The sequence below is a fragment of the Methylobacterium sp. E-046 genome (genome assembly GCF_022829625.1).
Classification (GTDB): domain Bacteria; phylum Pseudomonadota; class Alphaproteobacteria; order Rhizobiales; family Beijerinckiaceae; genus Methylobacterium; species Methylobacterium longum.
Map to the genome: position 1 here is coordinate 155773 of NZ_JAKSYP010000212.1, position 13979 is coordinate 169751.

At 69.2% G+C, this 13979-nt stretch carries 18 protein-coding genes; 11 read left to right on the top strand and 7 right to left on the bottom strand.

The annotated features are described in order from the left end of the window. Positions 1 to 178 precede the first annotated feature (178 nt). The 4 genes from MKK82_RS22750 to MKK82_RS22765 all read left to right on the top strand — a co-directional run bounded on the left by MKK82_RS22750 (position 179) and on the right by MKK82_RS22765 (position 2515). The gene (locus MKK82_RS22750) at positions 179 to 634 is read left to right on the top strand and encodes a response regulator (RefSeq protein ID WP_238285536.1); all 456 of its coding nucleotides are present in this window, start codon (positions 179 to 181) and stop codon (positions 632 to 634) included. A 79-nt stretch (positions 635 to 713) separates the two neighbouring features. After that, positions 714 to 914 (top strand): hypothetical protein, encoded by a 201-nt coding sequence (locus tag MKK82_RS22755; RefSeq protein WP_238285535.1) that lies wholly within the window; start codon positions 714 to 716, stop codon positions 912 to 914. Between the two features lie 150 nt (positions 915 to 1064). Continuing rightward, complete coding sequence (locus tag MKK82_RS22760; protein ID WP_238285534.1) at positions 1065 to 2228, top strand: alpha/beta hydrolase; 1164 nt, start codon at positions 1065 to 1067, stop codon at positions 2226 to 2228. Positions 2229 to 2314: 86 nt separating this feature from the next. Continuing rightward, the gene (locus MKK82_RS22765; protein ID WP_238285533.1) at positions 2315 to 2515 is read left to right on the top strand and encodes a hypothetical protein; all 201 of its coding nucleotides are present in this window, start codon (positions 2315 to 2317) and stop codon (positions 2513 to 2515) included. A gap of 230 nt (positions 2516 to 2745) precedes the next feature. On the opposite strand, the gene MKK82_RS22770 is transcribed toward MKK82_RS22765, so the two are convergent. From MKK82_RS22770 to MKK82_RS22800, 7 genes are read right to left on the bottom strand one after another with little or no spacing between them, the layout of a single operon-like run. After that, positions 2746 to 3702, bottom strand: a complete 957-nt coding sequence (locus MKK82_RS22770) for a YncE family protein (RefSeq protein WP_238285532.1) — start codon at positions 3700 to 3702, stop codon at positions 2746 to 2748. Next, the gene (locus tag MKK82_RS22775) at positions 3699 to 4232 is read right to left on the bottom strand and encodes an SRPBCC family protein (RefSeq protein ID WP_238285530.1); all 534 of its coding nucleotides are present in this window, start codon (positions 4230 to 4232) and stop codon (positions 3699 to 3701) included. The genes MKK82_RS22770 and MKK82_RS22775 overlap by 4 nt, the downstream gene beginning before the upstream one ends. 21 nt (positions 4233 to 4253) lie before the next feature. Then, positions 4254 to 4844 carry a DUF447 domain-containing protein gene (locus MKK82_RS22780; RefSeq protein WP_238285529.1) on the bottom strand — a complete coding sequence of 197 codons (591 nt, stop codon included), beginning with the start codon at positions 4842 to 4844 and terminating at the stop codon, positions 4254 to 4256. A gap of 4 nt (positions 4845 to 4848) precedes the next feature. Then, complete coding sequence (locus MKK82_RS22785; RefSeq protein WP_238285528.1) at positions 4849 to 6411, bottom strand: DUF6513 domain-containing protein; 1563 nt, start codon at positions 6409 to 6411, stop codon at positions 4849 to 4851. Next, positions 6408 to 6983 carry a uridylate kinase gene (locus MKK82_RS22790; RefSeq protein WP_238285527.1) on the bottom strand — a complete coding sequence of 192 codons (576 nt, stop codon included), beginning with the start codon at positions 6981 to 6983 and terminating at the stop codon, positions 6408 to 6410. Before MKK82_RS22790 ends, MKK82_RS22785 begins: the two co-directional genes overlap by 4 nt. Further along, positions 6980 to 7681, bottom strand: coding sequence for a (5-formylfuran-3-yl)methyl phosphate synthase (locus tag MKK82_RS22795; protein WP_243986915.1), 702 nt, complete (start codon positions 7679 to 7681; stop codon positions 6980 to 6982). The genes MKK82_RS22790 and MKK82_RS22795 overlap by 4 nt, the downstream gene beginning before the upstream one ends. Positions 7682 to 7708: 27 nt before the next feature. Then, complete coding sequence (locus MKK82_RS22800; protein WP_243986916.1) at positions 7709 to 8236, bottom strand: DUF3280 domain-containing protein; 528 nt, start codon at positions 8234 to 8236, stop codon at positions 7709 to 7711. Positions 8237 to 8440: 204 nt separating this feature from the next. Here MKK82_RS22800 and MKK82_RS22805 point away from each other — a divergent pair, with 204 nt between their 5' ends. From MKK82_RS22805 to MKK82_RS22835, 7 genes are all read left to right on the top strand, one after another. Further along, positions 8441 to 9700: an ABC transporter substrate-binding protein gene (locus tag MKK82_RS22805; protein ID WP_238285524.1), complete on the top strand. Its 1260-nt coding sequence runs from the start codon at positions 8441 to 8443 to the stop codon at positions 9698 to 9700. A gap of 121 nt (positions 9701 to 9821) precedes the next feature. Further along, positions 9822 to 10805 (top strand): YVTN family beta-propeller repeat protein, encoded by a 984-nt coding sequence (locus MKK82_RS22810; RefSeq protein WP_243986917.1) that lies wholly within the window; start codon positions 9822 to 9824, stop codon positions 10803 to 10805. A gap of 73 nt (positions 10806 to 10878) precedes the next feature. Next, positions 10879 to 11310: a hypothetical protein gene (locus MKK82_RS22815; protein WP_238285522.1), complete on the top strand. Its 432-nt coding sequence runs from the start codon at positions 10879 to 10881 to the stop codon at positions 11308 to 11310. Beyond that, complete coding sequence (locus MKK82_RS22820) at positions 11310 to 11552, top strand: hypothetical protein (RefSeq protein WP_238285521.1); 243 nt, start codon at positions 11310 to 11312, stop codon at positions 11550 to 11552. The genes MKK82_RS22815 and MKK82_RS22820 overlap by 1 nt, the downstream gene beginning before the upstream one ends. Then, entirely contained in the window at positions 11549 to 12298 is a 750-nt protein-coding gene (locus MKK82_RS22825; protein ID WP_238285520.1) for an ABC transporter ATP-binding protein, read from the top strand. Before MKK82_RS22820 ends, MKK82_RS22825 begins: the two co-directional genes overlap by 4 nt. Then, positions 12295 to 13149, top strand: a complete 855-nt coding sequence (locus MKK82_RS22830) for an ABC transporter permease (protein WP_238285519.1) — start codon at positions 12295 to 12297, stop codon at positions 13147 to 13149. Before MKK82_RS22825 ends, MKK82_RS22830 begins: the two co-directional genes overlap by 4 nt. Positions 13150 to 13162: 13 nt before the next feature. After that, the gene (locus MKK82_RS22835) at positions 13163 to 13792 is read left to right on the top strand and encodes a hypothetical protein (protein WP_238285518.1); all 630 of its coding nucleotides are present in this window, start codon (positions 13163 to 13165) and stop codon (positions 13790 to 13792) included. Positions 13793 to 13979: the final 187 nt, after the last annotated feature.

Sequence of the window (13979 nt, forward strand, 5' to 3'; positions counted from 1 at the left end):
TCGGCTCGGAAGGGGACGATCATCGCGGTCTGTGTTACTCAGGACACGGCCACAACTTGTCGATTATGCAAGGATCCAAGGAGGATCTGTGCCTGCGCGGGTCCGGCACTTCGTTGCGATCGGTCCGTTGAACCGATCGCGGCGATCGCCGTTCAGCCCCAGTAGAGTGTCCTGGCCCATGAGCGAACCGGTACAGCCTGGCCAGAAGCCCGTCATTCTCGTCGTGGAGGACCAGCCCGACGAGCGCTTCCTCGCGGCCACGTTGCTGGAGGATACCGGTTTCACGGTGATCGAGGCGGAGACCGCCGACCGGGCGCTCGCCATCCTGAACGATCGGGGCGACGAGGTCAGCGTCGTCTTCTCGGACGTGCGCACCCCCGGCCCGATCGGCGGATTCGAGCTGGCGCGGATCATCGGGGTGACGTGGCCCCGGGTGCGCGTCCTGCTGACCTCCGGCGATGCGGGCGATCAGCCGAGCGACCTGCGCGTGTCGGCCACCTTCATCCCAAAACCCTGGCGCGCCGAGGACATCCTCGCCTGGGTGGAGCAGGCCGCGGGCCGGCCCTCGGCCGCGCCTGGTCCGTCCGTCATCGGACCGGGCGGAAAAATTATCACGCCGGGTTTGGAAACCTGAGGCGACGGCGGTGTTGTACGCCACTCCCGGCGCATGCTGCGTCCGGTCCAACCCAATACAATCGATCCCGTACGCAACCATGAAGATCGTCGCCGCCAATCACGCCGATAGCCTCCGTCGCCCCGGCTCGTGGGATACGGACGCGATCGCCGTCCTCGATACCGTGCGGGAGGAGCTTCGCGGCTTCTACGGCGACGCCCACGACGACCTGCCGGTGGAATTGACCACGTTGGCGCAGCGTCTCGACAGCATCGAGCCGGGGCAGGGGCGCGCAGCCTAGGCCTGACATCCGGCCGATGTGGAACATCCTCTGACGCGGCAGAACGAGGTCGCCACGATGAGGTCGGCGGTGAGTCGCCAAGACCGGAGAATCTGCTATTCAGCGCTCTCTGGATCTGCCGACGCATCGCGTCTCTCAATCGAGCCCTTCATGCGTCTCCCTGATCTTCGCGGATCGCTCGCCGCGGCCGCGATCCTGGCCCTGTCCGGCCTCGCCGCGCAGGCCGCCACACCGCCACCGCAACCGGCCGAGGGGCCGGGCGGCGTCGGTGATCGCAAGGCGACCGTGACGAAGCGCCTGCTGGGGCGCGGCACGGCCACCACCTTCGCGTTCTACGCCGCCGGCGACGCACCGCAGGCCGGCCGGCCGGTGGCGATCCTCCTGCACGGCTGGGGCGTGGTGAACCCGCAGAGCTACGGCGGCTGGATCGATCACTTGGTCCGCCAGGGCTGGCTCGTTCTAATGCCGCGGTTTCAGGAGGTGAACCGGACTCGTCCGGCAGATGCGCCCGGTATCGCCGAGAATCTTCTGAAGGCCGCCTTCGGCGATCTCGCGTCGGACGCTGCGGCCAAGCCCGATCTCGCGCGCGTCGCGATGATCGGCCACCTCGCCGGGGCGCCGCTCGCCATGGACCTGGCCGCCGATTCCAAGACCCGTGGCCTGCCGATCCCCAAGTTGATCTTCGCGGTGACGCCCGGCGGCATCGCGAGCGGCCCCAAGTCGCGGGGCATCACCCTCGGCGACCTGGCGTCGATCGATCCGTCGACCCTCATCGTCACCATGGTCGGCGACAAGGATACGCGGGCAGCCGATCTCGCCGCCAAGCGCCTGCTGCGCGAAGCCGCGGCCGTGCCACTGGAGCGCAAGCTGTTCGTGCGCGCGCTCTCGGACGATCACGGCTTCCCCGCGCTCACCGCGACGCTGGCGGCGCCGGCGGGGCTCGATACCGCCTACGACGGCGGGGCGATCAAGCCGGGTCCGGAGCCCAAGGACGCGAAGGAAGCCACCAAGCCGCCGCCCTTCCGCTGGTCGGCCGACATGGCGCTGACGGGCGAGCAGCAGACGCTGGTCTCCCAGATCAATGTCGCCCGGGTGGACGCCCTGGATTACCTGGGCTTCTGGAAGACCTTCGACCTCGCCGCCGCGGCGGCGTTCGGCGGCTCGGACGCCACCGCGCTCAAGAACAATGCGCGGCTCGCCGACATGGAACGTTGGAGCGACGGCTGGCCTGTCAAGCGGCTCGCGGTGGAAACGCCCCGTCCGACGCCGGCGGTGCAGGCCGGGAGCCCGGCGCCCGCACCCCGCAAGCGCTGACGCGCGGCGCCCTTGGCGACGGCGTCGGCGCCTTGGCGTTGGCGCGAGGCTTGCTAAGCTGATCCCGTTCGAAACGGGGTCTGATCATGCCCGAGTTCGTCGCCAGCCTGCTCGCCGCAGCGGCCTTCTGCCTGACGCTGATGGCGCTGAACGCACTCACCCGGGTGCTGATCCAGGCGCAACTCGCCCTTCCGGACCTCGGAGAGACGGGGTTCCTGCAGATCGGCGGCGCCCTGGTGGTCGCCCGCGTGGCGTACCACCGGGCCCCGCATCGTCGGACTTTCTGAGGATCCGCGGACCCCTCGGCCCGGGCTCGCGAAATTCCCCGGCGGTCCTGTTCGGACACCGCGCGACCTTCGCTCGTTCGTCGAGGTTCCGTCATCCGGCCACCTCCTGCGGTGAAGGACGCGGAGAGCAACCCTCGCGGGGCCTTCGGGACGCGCAGAAGTGCCGGAATTCGTCCTGCGACGCTCGCCGATCCGGGCGCCTCCGTCGGGGGCGGGGTCCCGGTTGTCCCCTAGCGCAGGAAGGTTCCGAACGAGCGGGGTCCATTTCCTGTCGGAATGGTCTTGAGGACCTTGAGCGTCTGCGCGTCGAGGACACTGAGCGTGTTGTCGCCCCAGTTGGCCACGTAGATCCGGCCAGCGCCGTCGGCCGCGATGCCTTCGGGATGATCGCCCACATCGATGTCGTCGATCGGCTTGAGGGTCGCCAGATCGAAGGCCGTGATGCTGCCGGCATACTGGTCGGTGACGAAACCCCGCCCGCCGGAGAGGGCGATGACGTAGGGGCGCCGGCCGGTCGGGATCCGGCCGATCTCACGGCCGGCGGCGAGGTCGATCACCGAGACGTCGTCGCTCGTCACGTTGGCCGTGTAGGCGCGTCCGGCGGGCGCATCGAGGGTGATGCCGAATGGATGCTGCCCGACCGGGATGACCTTGGTCTCCCGGCGCGCCTCAGCATCGACGACCGAGACGGTGTCGGCCTCGCGGTTCGCCACGTAGAGCGTCGCCCCGTCCGGACTGACGGCGATTCCGGACGGCGATGCGCCGACCACGATCTCGCCGTCCGGCGTCAGGGTGCCGTCGCACTCGGACAGCACGAACAGGCGATGACCGTACCAATCGGCCACGTAGACCCGGCCGCCCCGCGGATCGGCCGCGATGCCGAGCGGTCCCCCGGGCAGGGGCACCTCCGACAAGACACGACCGGCGTCGAGGTCGATCACCGCCAGACCGTGACCTTCGGGCCGGGTGACGTAGGCGCGCTTGCGATCCGAAGAGAGCGCGATCCCGGCGGGCGCCCCGTCGACCGGGATGCGCCGCACGACCGTGCCGGCGGCGAGGTCGACGATCTCGACCGCGCCGCCGAGTTGGGCCGTGACGACCGCTTCCCGCGCCGGCTCGGCATGCGCGGCCGACGCGATGAGGACGAGGCCGGCGGCGCGTGCCGCCTGGCCCAGCCGCAGCTTCATGAACCCTTCTCGACCTTCGCCTTGAGGTTCGCGAGGCTCGCCTTGATCCAGTCGCCGACGCCCTTCTCGGACGCTTCGTCGTTCAGGTTCGGCGGCGGATCGTTGTTCATGTACCCGCGGTAAAAGGCGGCCTTCCACTCGACCTTCGACTTCGCGTCGCCGGCCGGCTCGACCGTGATCGTCGCCGAATAGTCGTTGGCAGGCAGATCCTTCACGTCGACCTTGTCGATATAGTAGGACCAGGTCTTGTCTTCGGGCTTGTACTTGTTGCTCGTCTCGGCGATCTGATCGCCGTTCTTCAGCGTCAGGGTGCGCTTGAACTTGCTCGCCGGATCTCCGGTCAGCTCGGTCTTGGCGACGTTCTGAACCCAATCGGCGTTCTTCACGTCGCCGACGACCGCCCAGACCTTGTCGGCCGGCGCGTTGATCTCGATCGACTCGGTGATCTTGCGCCGGGTCGGGCCATGGGCCTGCGCGGTGGCGGCAACTAGCGCCGCCGTGGCCGCCAAGGCCAGGGTAATTTTCTTCATCTTGTCCTTCTCCTCCCGCCTTCAGCGGTCGTCGCGACCGAGAACGCGCGCCTCGGAGCCGAGAGCCGCCGCGACCTTGTCCTCGATCCAGCCCCAGGCCTCGCGCTCGCGTGGACCCGCGGTCTTGCCGATGGCGATGGCGAGATAGGCCATCTCCGTCAACACCTTGTCGGGCTCCAGCATGTGAAGCCGCGTTGAAAGAATGGCGGCCTCCAGAACGGCGGCCTGGGCGCGGTTATAACCGATGAAGGGTGCGTGCGCCGCGCTGTGGACCAGGCGTCCGAGGAAGCGCGGCCGCGTCTCGTGGTGCTCGACACCGGCGACCTCGAACTCGGCATGGCCGAAGCTGTCGGCGAGGCGGCGGCCCGGGATGACGTCACAGGCCCGCGTCGGCCACTCGCGCCGGCCGGTCACGGCGCCGGCGATCACCCTGATGTCGCGCGGACTGGAGGCCGCGAAGCTGGGAATCGCCTCCAGGTTGACGATCGTCGGTGACGGTCGAAACGGCGCCAGCACATAGCCGTCCGCCTCGCCGATCAGGCCGAAGGGGACGAGGTGCAATTCACCCGCAGGTGACACGGTCGTGACGACGGTCTCCAGGATCAGCGGCATCGGATCACGCCCTGTCGGCCGGCACGAGGCGGCCACAGACCAGCTTCGCCGGCGGGTCCTGCGGTCGCTCGGGGGCGGATTCGGCGCGCGCCTCAGCCTCCGACACGGTGCGGGGCGGACCCGCATCGGCCTCCGGCCCGGACAGGCGCGCGTCGCGGGTGCCCGGCGGCGGGGCGTCGGGCCCGGAATGGCGGGTGTGACCCGCCTTCTTGAAAGCGGTGGCGTCCTCGAGATCGGCATCGGCAGCGCAGCCCCAGTCGAGGGGTTCGTCCTGCACGTAGCGCTTGCCGAGCCGCCACGCGGTCTCGGCCTTGGCGAGTTCCGCACCGAGGTAGAAGGCGTGGGCGCCGTCGCTCGCGACGTCCAGGTCCGGGAAGAAGGCCATCGCGTCGGTCCCGACCTTGTGGATGTCGCGGTTGTAGACGTGGATCCCGTCCTCCGCGACCGCGATCCGGTAGTTCGGATCGCGCACCTCGGAGGCGGCCTGGGTAAGCTCCTCGGAGGTCTGGACGAAGGGACGCTTGTCGTGGAGCGCCAGCAGGGCCCGGCCGTAGCCCTTCGGGAGCGAGGAATCGGCCTTCGCGGCATACATCACCCGTCTCGCGGCGTCGTGCTCCTCGACGGTTCGGCGGGTGTGGTTTGAGACCTGGACGATCAGCACGTTGCGGATGGCGAGTTCGGAGCACATGCCGACGAGGAGCGCGGTCACGCCGAGCGAATCCGCCTCGGTCAACTCGGTCAGGTTGCCGGTGCCCATCATCATCTCGATCCCGGGCCAGCGGGCGCGGGTGTCGCGGTAGCGTGCGACAGAGTCGACGAAGCCGTGGTGGATCGGCTCGAGAATCGGATCCGCCAGGAACGGTCGCCCGGCCTCCTGCATCCGAGCGATGGCACGGTCGAGGGAGGGCAGGTCGTCCGGACGCGTCGGCACGAGCACCGGCACCGCCTCGGTCTCGAAGGCGAGGTCGAGGGTTTCCTCGTTCAGGCTCAGCAGGAAATCGGCTCCGGCCGCCGCGCCGCGGGCGAGTTCCTCGCGGGAGAACGAGTCGACGCTGACCTTGAGCCCCGCGTTCTTCAGAGCCCGCACCGCGTCCTCGAGGTGCGGGAAGGGCGTGTCGGGCAGGCCGCCGAGATCGATGACGTCAGCGCCCCGCCGCGCGAGGTCGAGCCCCTTCGCCAGGATCTCGGCGACGCTCATCTTCGACGCATCGACGATCTCGGAGAAGATCCGCAGGTCGTGGCGGGAGAGGTCGACCTTCCGGGCGGTCAGGCCGAGCCAGGCGGGCAGGTCGACCACCTCATCGGGGCCGCGCTCCACGGGAACACCGAAATGTTCGGCGAGGTGCTGAGGGTTGGCCCGGCAACGACCCGGTAGGATCACCCGGGTGGCCGCCTCGGGCAGCGTGACGCGGCGGCGAATGATCTCCTCAGTCATCAACGCCGCGACCTTCACGCCGGCATCCGCGATGCTCCACCGGAACGTCTCGGGCAGGCCGGCCGCGACCTTCTCCAGGCGGGCCCGGGCGAGGCGACCGGTGATGAAGACGAGGTGCTCGGGCGCGCTCATGCGGCATCCCTCATGGCGACCGCCACGGTGCGGCTCGGTCCCCAGATCTCGATCCGGCCACCGTAGCGGGCCGCGAAGGCCGGAAAGGCGGCGTCCACGAGACCGTGCTGCGCCAGCGTGGCGGCATCCTGCCCGCCGGCGGCGTCCGCCGACTTCACCAGCACGCAGCGATCCGCATCGATCCGACCGGCGAGCCAGAGGGCGAGGCTGTCGGAGGTCACGTCCCAGGTCTCGGGGATGTCCGGGTGCCCGCCCCGCAGTCTGCGCGGGTTCCAGATCCGCGCCGTGACGGTGGTGGATTCCGCCCAGGGCTCGAAGCTCTGCACGAGCCGCGGCTCGATCCCTCGGAAGATTCCGGCCGCGTCGCTCATGGCATCCAGGGCCCGGCGATGGGCCTCGGCGTCGCTGAAGCCCTCGCGGGCCTGAGCCGCCCGCACGGCGCCCGCGAAGGTGCCGCCGCCCGGGACGACGATGCAGCGTCCATGCGTGCCGTCGGCCAGGGCTTGCAGCACGGCGCGGCGGCGGTGTGGATCCGCCTCCAGGCTGCCGCCGATCTTGAAGACCGCAGTCACGCGGCGTCCCGCCGGCTCGGCCGCAGGACCCGCAGCGCCTCAGCGATCCGCAGCGGATCGATGCCGTTGCGCCGGTCGAAGTCGCGGCAGAGGCCGCCGCGGAACCCGAGGTAATCCGAACCGTGTCCCAGGAGGTTCGGGATGTCGATGACGCGCAGCGAGCCCGCGAGGCCGCTCATGAGCCCGTGCCGGCGGCAGGCGGCCGTGAAGGCCGCCAGATCCTCGGGCCCGGCCAGATCGGGCAGGCGGGCGCCGCCCTTGCCCGCGGTATCGATCATGGCGCCGGCGAACCCGGCCCGCGCCAACTCCGGCACCAGCGCGGCTGCCGGCCCGTCCTCCGCGAAGAGCACGGCGATGAGCCGGCCGGGCGCCGCGGCGGCAAGCTCGGCGCGGGCCGCGATGGTCCGCCGACCGTCCGCGTCGAGCCCGGTCTTCACCCAGTCGACGCCGGTCGCCGCCATCGCGGCCACGCCCGTGGCGACGGGATCGGCCACCGCGCTGGTCTGTGCGGCGCCGGCCACGCGGACCACGATCTCGCGCACGACGACCGGGTCGAGGGCGCCCAGGGCACCCCGCCCGGGGTCCTTGGCGTCGATCAGGTCGGCACCGGCGAGCCGCGCCGCCTCGGCCTCGGCGGGGTCGCGGACGCTGACGAGGAGACGGGGGAGGGCACTGTCTTCGATGGTGGACGCGGGCACGGACGACTCAAAATGTGACGGAACGCCTCAGGATTTCCCGGGGAGCGGCTCGGCGAGCAGGCGGTTCTTCACCACCCACCGCATGGCGTGGGCCCAGGTGTCCTCGGTGTCGGCCCGGATCGTCACCTGGCCACCCCGCACCGTCTTGCCGGTCTCGGCCTCGGCGATGGTGACATTCAGATTGAAGATCTGACCCGATCCCTTCTCCACATAGCCGGTCACGACGAGGTCCGCACCCAGGCTCTTGCCGATATCCGACGCGCAGCCGTTGCACTTGTAGAGCGGTCCCTCCTTCGCCACGATATCGGCCTTCGGCGCCGTGTCGACGATCTCCAGCCCAGCCTTCTCGTGGAGCGCCTTGCGCAGTTCGTCGGTCACGAGGGCGAGCTTCTTGGTGTCAGCCGGCCGGGCTCGGGCTCCGTACGAGGCGCCGGGCTCGAACAGCTCCACCGTGAACACGGCGGCCTTCTCGGCACCGAGGGCGGCACCGGGCAGACCTGCCCCCAGGGCGACGGGACCGCACGCAATGGCCGCTTGCAGGGTCAGGTGGCGCATGGATGGGCCTTTCTCTCGACGATCCGGCCGCCGCCTCGGGCGACCTCGGTCCCCGCATAGGTCGGGCGAAGGGACAATTTGGCAATGTACTTCGCGGCTTCCATGACCCACGACGGGTCGCGACGGGCCACGACGGGATCGTGAACGTCGGGACGACCAGTCGCGGTTGAGCGGCCGGAGCGGAAGCTGATAGAGGCCGCGCCTATGCACGATCCTGCATTCGAGACCCTTGTCCCGCGGCCCGGCCGTCGGCGGCTGATCCGGACGGCGCTCGTCCTGCTCGCACTGGCACCGGCCGTCGGACACGCGCAGCAGCAGGCGCCGCAGCCCGCGCCGCCACCACCGACGCAGCCGCTCGACACGCATATCGGCCTGATCTACCGGCCGCAGCCCGCCCCGTCCTCCTACGACGCCGAGGCGGCGCCCGAGGATGAAGGGCTCGCCGGCGCCAGGATGGGCATCGCCGACAACAACACCACCGGCCGCTTCACCAAGCAGACCTACGCGCTCGACGACGTAGCGCTCACCGACGACAAGTCGGATCCGGTGGCGGCCGCCAAGAACCTCGTCGCGAAGGGGGTCCGCTACCTCATCCTGGCGCTGCCGGCCGACGCGGTCCTGGCGGTGTCGGATGCGGTGAAGGATTCGGGTGTGGTCGTGCTCAACGCGGGCGCCTCGGACGACCGGCTGCGCGGCGCGGATTGCCGCGCCAACGTGTTCCACGTCCTGCCGTCCCGGGCGATGCTCACCGACGCCCTGGCGCAGTACCTCACGGTGATGCGCTGGCGGAAGATCTTCCTGATCGTCGGCCCGACCGATGCCGACAAGGCCTATGCCGACGCGGTGCGCAACTCGGCGCGGAAGTTCGCGCTGAAGATCACCGCGGAGAAGCCCTGGACCTTCGGCCCGCTCGCCAAGGCGCGCGGCGACACGCCCACCCGGGCGGAGGCGATGGTCTTCACCCGGGGCCTCGATTACGACCTGGCGATCGTGGCCGACGAGGAGGGCGACTGGGGCGACTACGTCTCCTACCGCACGGTGGATCCCCGGCCGGTCGGCGGCACGCAGGCGCTGACGCCGACGACGTGGTCCCCGGTTCTCGAGACCTGGGGTGCCGCGCAGGCGCAGAACCGGTTCCGGCGGCTCGCCTCACGGCTGATGCGCCCCCTGGATTATCAGGTCTGGGCCGCGGTACGGACGGTCGGCGAGGCCGTGACCGCCAAGAAGACCAACGATCCGGCGGTGATCGCGCCCTACCTGGTGGAGCCGGATTTCACGCTGCCGGCCTACAAGGGCGTGCCGCTGAGCTACCGGCCCTGGGACCATCAGCTGCGGCAGGCGATCATCGTGGTTCAGCCTAAGGCGCTGGTCTCCGTGGCGCCCGAGCAGGGGTTTCTGCACCAGCGCACGCCCCTCGATACGCTGGGGGTGGATCTTCCGGAGACCACCTGCAAGTTCAAGTGAACGGGGTGCCTGCGGCGTTGATGGACGCGCGGCACCCTCGCAACGCGCGGAAATCGCACTACTATTGGCCGACGAGAACGTCCCGTCAGGACGTCGGGAAGGCGCAAGGGAAGGGAATGGCATGAGCGGCCGCGTCGAGGCAGGTCTGAGTGTGTTCGCCCTCGGTGCGTGGTTCGCCCTTTCCGGGCCGGCCGCCGCCTACACCGCCTACATCACCAACGAGAAGGGCAATTCGGTCAGCGTCATCGACACCGCCACGATGGCGGTCACCGGCACCTGGAAGGTGGGTCGGCGGCCGCGCGGCGTGACCGTGTCGAAGGACGGCAAGGAGCTGTTCGTCTGCGCCAGCGACGACGACCGCATCGACGTGCTCGACACCAGCTCCGGAAAGGTCGTGCGCTCCCTGCGGTCGGGCCCCGACCCGGAGCAGTTCATCCTCGATGCCTCGGGCAACCCGCTCTACGTGGCCAACGAGGACGACAGCCAAGTCACCATCATCGACATCGAGAAGAACAAGGTGCTGGCCGAGGTGCCGGTGGGTGTCGAGCCGGAGGGGATGGGCCTTTCGCCGGACGGGAAGATCCTCGTCAACACCTCCGAGACGACCAACATGGCCCACTTCATCGATACGAAGACCTTCCAGGTCATCGACAACGTGCTGGTGGATGCCAGGCCGCGCTTCGCGGAGTTCACCGCGGACGGCAAGTTCCTGTGGGTGTCGGCCGAGGTCGGCGGCACGGTCAGCGTGATCGACGTGGCGCAGCATCGGGTGATCAAGAAGATCACCTTCAAGATTCCGAGCGTGAACGACGAGGCGATCCAGCCGGTCGGCATCCGGATCACGAAGGACGGCAGCAAGGCGTTCGTGGCCCTCGGTCCGGCCAACCGCGTCGCCGTGATCGACGCCAAATCCTACGAGGTCGAGAAGTACCTGCCGGTGGGCCAGCGCGTCTGGCAGCTGGCCTTCACGCCGGACCAGAAGATGCTGTTCACCACGAACGGCACGTCGAACGACGTGTCGGTGATCGACGTGACCGCCGAGAAGGTGGTCAAGAGCATCCCGGTCGGCCTGTTGCCCTGGGGCGTGGCGATCTCACCGAACTGATCCGACGCGGCCTGCCCGCCGCAGTGAACGCGGGTCGCGGAACACGCGGCGCCGAGATTTGGGGAACGACAGGATGCGGATCTTTCGGATGGCGGCCCTCGCCTGCGCGGGGCTGCTCGCGGCCGGGCCGGCGCTGGCCCTGGACCTGACCAAGAAGCGCGAGAACCTGCCGGACCTCGTCCTGGGCGATGATCAGGGCAATGACTTCGCGGTCGAGAACAAGGACATCACCCTGGAGTCCGGGAAGGCCTACCGCCTGCGGATCGTCGCGAAGGGCCGTCAAGAATACAAGTTCTATGCTTCGGAGTTCTTCCGATATATCTGGTTCAATCAGATCGTGATCGAGCACAAGGAGATTCACGGCGGCGGCCCGCCCGACCATCTCGAGTTCGACGATCCCGGCGAGATCGCCATCGAGTTCGTCGCCATCAAGCCCGGCACCTACACCTGGGAGGCGCGGGGCCTGGAGTCGAAGGGCATGACCGGCACTCTGACGGTGAAGTGATGCGTGCATTCCTGATGGCTTCCTGCCTCGTCCTCGCGGGCCCCGCGCTCGCCGCCGACGATGCGTCCTCCTGCGCCGAGGGCATCACGATGATCCGCGACGCCCTCGCGCTGAACCCGCCCGAAACGGCTGTGCCCAAGCTCAGGAAGGCCCTGCGCGTCGCCGAGCGGGAGCAGAAGGAGGGCGAGTTCGACGAGTGCCTCGACGCGGTCGCCGACGCCCGGAAGGTGCTGGGACGATGAGCCCCGCGGGGACGCCGGCCCTCCAGGTGGAGCGGGTCGGCCACCGGTTCGGGGCGCGGGCTGCGCTGGACGACGTCTCGCTCGCGGTCGCGCGCGGGCGCTTCGCCGCGCTCCTCGGGCCCAACGGCGCCGGCAAGACCACGCTGTTCTCGGTGATCACGCGGCTCTACAACAATCAGACGGGACGCGTGGCGATCTTCGGCCACGCGCTCGACCGGGAGCCCTCCCGCGCCCTCGCTCGCCTCGGCGTGGTGTTCCAGGCCCGGACCCTCGATACCGATCTCACCGTCGAGCAGAACCTTCTCTACCACGCGAGCCTGCACGGGATCGCCCGCGCTGCAGGCAAGGCCCGCGTCGGCGTGCTGCTCGACCGGGTCGGTCTGGCGGACCGGCGCCACGACAAGGTCCGCACGCTCTCGGGCGGCCAGTCGCGCCGCATCGAGATCGCCCGCTCGCTGATCCACCGGCCCGACCTTCTGCTCCTCGACGAGCCGACCGTGGGCCTCGACCTCGAGTCGCGGGCCGACATCGTCGCGATCGTCCGCGCCCTGGTGCGCGAGGAAGGCCTCTCGGTGCTCTGGGCGACCCATATCTTCGAGGAGATCGACCCCGAGGACGATGCCGTCGTGCTCCACCGGGGGCGCATCGTGGCCCGCGGCCGAGCCGGCGCCATCGGCGCCCCGGGCGAGGCCTTGGCCGACGCGTTCCGCCGCATCGTGGCCGAGCCGGGGCGGGCCGCGGCATGAAAGCCGACGTGACCGCTCAGCGCATCGGCCGTCTGGACGCCGTCGGCTACCTCATCTGCCTCGGCGGCATCGTTCGCCGGGAACTGCTGCGCTTCTTCAATCAGAAGGAGCGGTTCTTCTCGGCGCTGGTCCGCCCGCTGGTCTGGCTGTTCATCTTCGCGGCGGGGTTCCGCAACACGTTGGGCGTGTCGATCGAGCCGCCCTACCAGACCTACGTCCTCTACGAGGCCTACGTCGTCCCCGGCCTCGCCGTGATGATCCAGCTGTTCAACGGCATGCAATCGTCCCTCTCGATGGTCTACGACCGCGAGGTCGGCTCGATGAAGGTGCTGCTGACCTCGCCCTATCCGCGCTGGCTGCTGCTGCTCGCCAAGCTGATCGCGGGCGTCGCGGTCTCCATCGTCCAGGCCTACGCGTTCCTCGCGGTCGCGTATTTCTGGGAGACCGACATCCCGCCCCTCGGCTACCTGACGGCACTCCCGGCTTTCCTGGCCACGGGGCTGATGCTCGGGGCGATCGGCCTGTTCCTGTCCTCGCTCGTGCGCCAGCTCGAGAATTTTGCGAGCGTGATGAACTTCGTGATCTTCCCGATGTTCTTCGCGTCCTCGGCGCTCTACCCGCTGTGGCGGATCCGGGAATCCTCCGAGACCCTGTACTGGATCTGCGAGTTGAACCCGTTCAGCCACGCGGTGCAGCTCGTCCGCTACGCCCTCTACGTCCAGTTCGAGCCGGTCGCCTGCGCGGTGGTGGTCGGTGTCGCACTCGCCTTCTTCGGCATGGCGGTGATCGCCTACGACCCCGGCCGCGGCATCATGGCCCGGCGGGGCGGGCCGCCCGGCGAGAACACCTGATGGAGTCCGTCCGATGAATCGTTCCGCCCTCTTCGGCCTCCTCGGCCTCGTTTCCCTGGTCCCGCCGGCCCTGGCGCAGCCCCGGCAGGATCCGGACTGGCCCTGTGTCCAGCGCAAGGTCGCCTCTCTGAGCCCTGGCCAGTTCTGGACCGGACCCGACATCGCAGCGGCCGGCGACTGGGGCAGCGACAACGACGCCGCGGTGCTGGCGCAGAAGATCGCCTCCCGGCGCACAGATCTGTCGGAGGTCGGACCGCTCCTCGACGCGTTCGTGAGCAAGCTCGGGACCGACAAGGACGCCAAGGACAAGGCGCTGACCCGCGTCTACGCGGGCGTCTTCGAGGTGCTTAACGGCGAGCGCGACAAGGTGATGAGCGGCATCGGCCGCTACGCGCAGGGTCAACGCCGGATGGCGGAGCGGATCCGCGACGAGGCCGACAAGATCAGCCAGGTCAAGGATGCTCCGAGCGCCTCGGACGCCACCGAACTGCCCAAGGACCAATCCGAGCTCGAGACGAAGTTCGCCTGGGACCGGCGCATCTTCCAAGAGCGCAGCCAGTCGCTCACCTACGTCTGCGAGGTGCCGCAGCTGCTGGAGCAGCGCCTCGGCGAACTCGCCCGGATGATTCAGTCCAAGCTCTGACCGTCCAGCGCTGCGGCGGTCGCTGCGATTGCCACATTCTCCCAAGGCGATTGCCGATCCGTCCCTAAGTGACTGAAAGTGCTAGCGAAACTGTTGCGGTTTGATCACGTCGCACCGTGATCGACCGTTCGATGCGGTAAATGCGGCGGAAACAGTGCGGTCGTGGTTCACGGCCGATTGTGTGCTT

What these genes read in the sequence shown, in the direction of transcription:
- MKK82_RS22750 (WP_238285536.1), top strand. Translation starts at nt 179, where the DNA reads ATGAGCGAACCGGTACAGCCTGGCCAGAAGCCCGTCATTCTCGTCGTG.
- MKK82_RS22755 (WP_238285535.1), top strand. Translation starts at nt 714, where the DNA reads ATGAAGATCGTCGCCGCCAATCACGCCGATAGCCTCCGTCGCCCCGGC.
- MKK82_RS22760 (WP_238285534.1), top strand. Translation starts at nt 1,065, where the DNA reads ATGCGTCTCCCTGATCTTCGCGGATCGCTCGCCGCGGCCGCGATCCTG.
- MKK82_RS22765 (WP_238285533.1), top strand. Translation starts at nt 2,315, where the DNA reads ATGCCCGAGTTCGTCGCCAGCCTGCTCGCCGCAGCGGCCTTCTGCCTG.
- MKK82_RS22770 (WP_238285532.1), bottom strand. Translation starts at nt 3,702, where the DNA reads ATGAAGCTGCGGCTGGGCCAGGCGGCACGCGCCGCCGGCCTCGTCCTC.
- MKK82_RS22775 (WP_238285530.1), bottom strand. Translation starts at nt 4,232, where the DNA reads ATGAAGAAAATTACCCTGGCCTTGGCGGCCACGGCGGCGCTAGTTGCC.
- MKK82_RS22780 (WP_238285529.1), bottom strand. Translation starts at nt 4,844, where the DNA reads ATGCCGCTGATCCTGGAGACCGTCGTCACGACCGTGTCACCTGCGGGT.
- MKK82_RS22785 (WP_238285528.1), bottom strand. Translation starts at nt 6,411, where the DNA reads ATGAGCGCGCCCGAGCACCTCGTCTTCATCACCGGTCGCCTCGCCCGG.
- MKK82_RS22800 (WP_243986916.1), bottom strand. Translation starts at nt 8,236, where the DNA reads ATGCGCCACCTGACCCTGCAAGCGGCCATTGCGTGCGGTCCCGTCGCC.
- MKK82_RS22805 (WP_238285524.1), top strand. Translation starts at nt 8,441, where the DNA reads ATGCACGATCCTGCATTCGAGACCCTTGTCCCGCGGCCCGGCCGTCGG.
- MKK82_RS22810 (WP_243986917.1), top strand. Translation starts at nt 9,822, where the DNA reads ATGAGCGGCCGCGTCGAGGCAGGTCTGAGTGTGTTCGCCCTCGGTGCG.
- MKK82_RS22815 (WP_238285522.1), top strand. Translation starts at nt 10,879, where the DNA reads ATGCGGATCTTTCGGATGGCGGCCCTCGCCTGCGCGGGGCTGCTCGCG.
- MKK82_RS22820 (WP_238285521.1), top strand. Translation starts at nt 11,310, where the DNA reads ATGCGTGCATTCCTGATGGCTTCCTGCCTCGTCCTCGCGGGCCCCGCG.
- MKK82_RS22825 (WP_238285520.1), top strand. Translation starts at nt 11,549, where the DNA reads ATGAGCCCCGCGGGGACGCCGGCCCTCCAGGTGGAGCGGGTCGGCCAC.
- MKK82_RS22830 (WP_238285519.1), top strand. Translation starts at nt 12,295, where the DNA reads ATGAAAGCCGACGTGACCGCTCAGCGCATCGGCCGTCTGGACGCCGTC.
- MKK82_RS22835 (WP_238285518.1), top strand. Translation starts at nt 13,163, where the DNA reads ATGAATCGTTCCGCCCTCTTCGGCCTCCTCGGCCTCGTTTCCCTGGTC.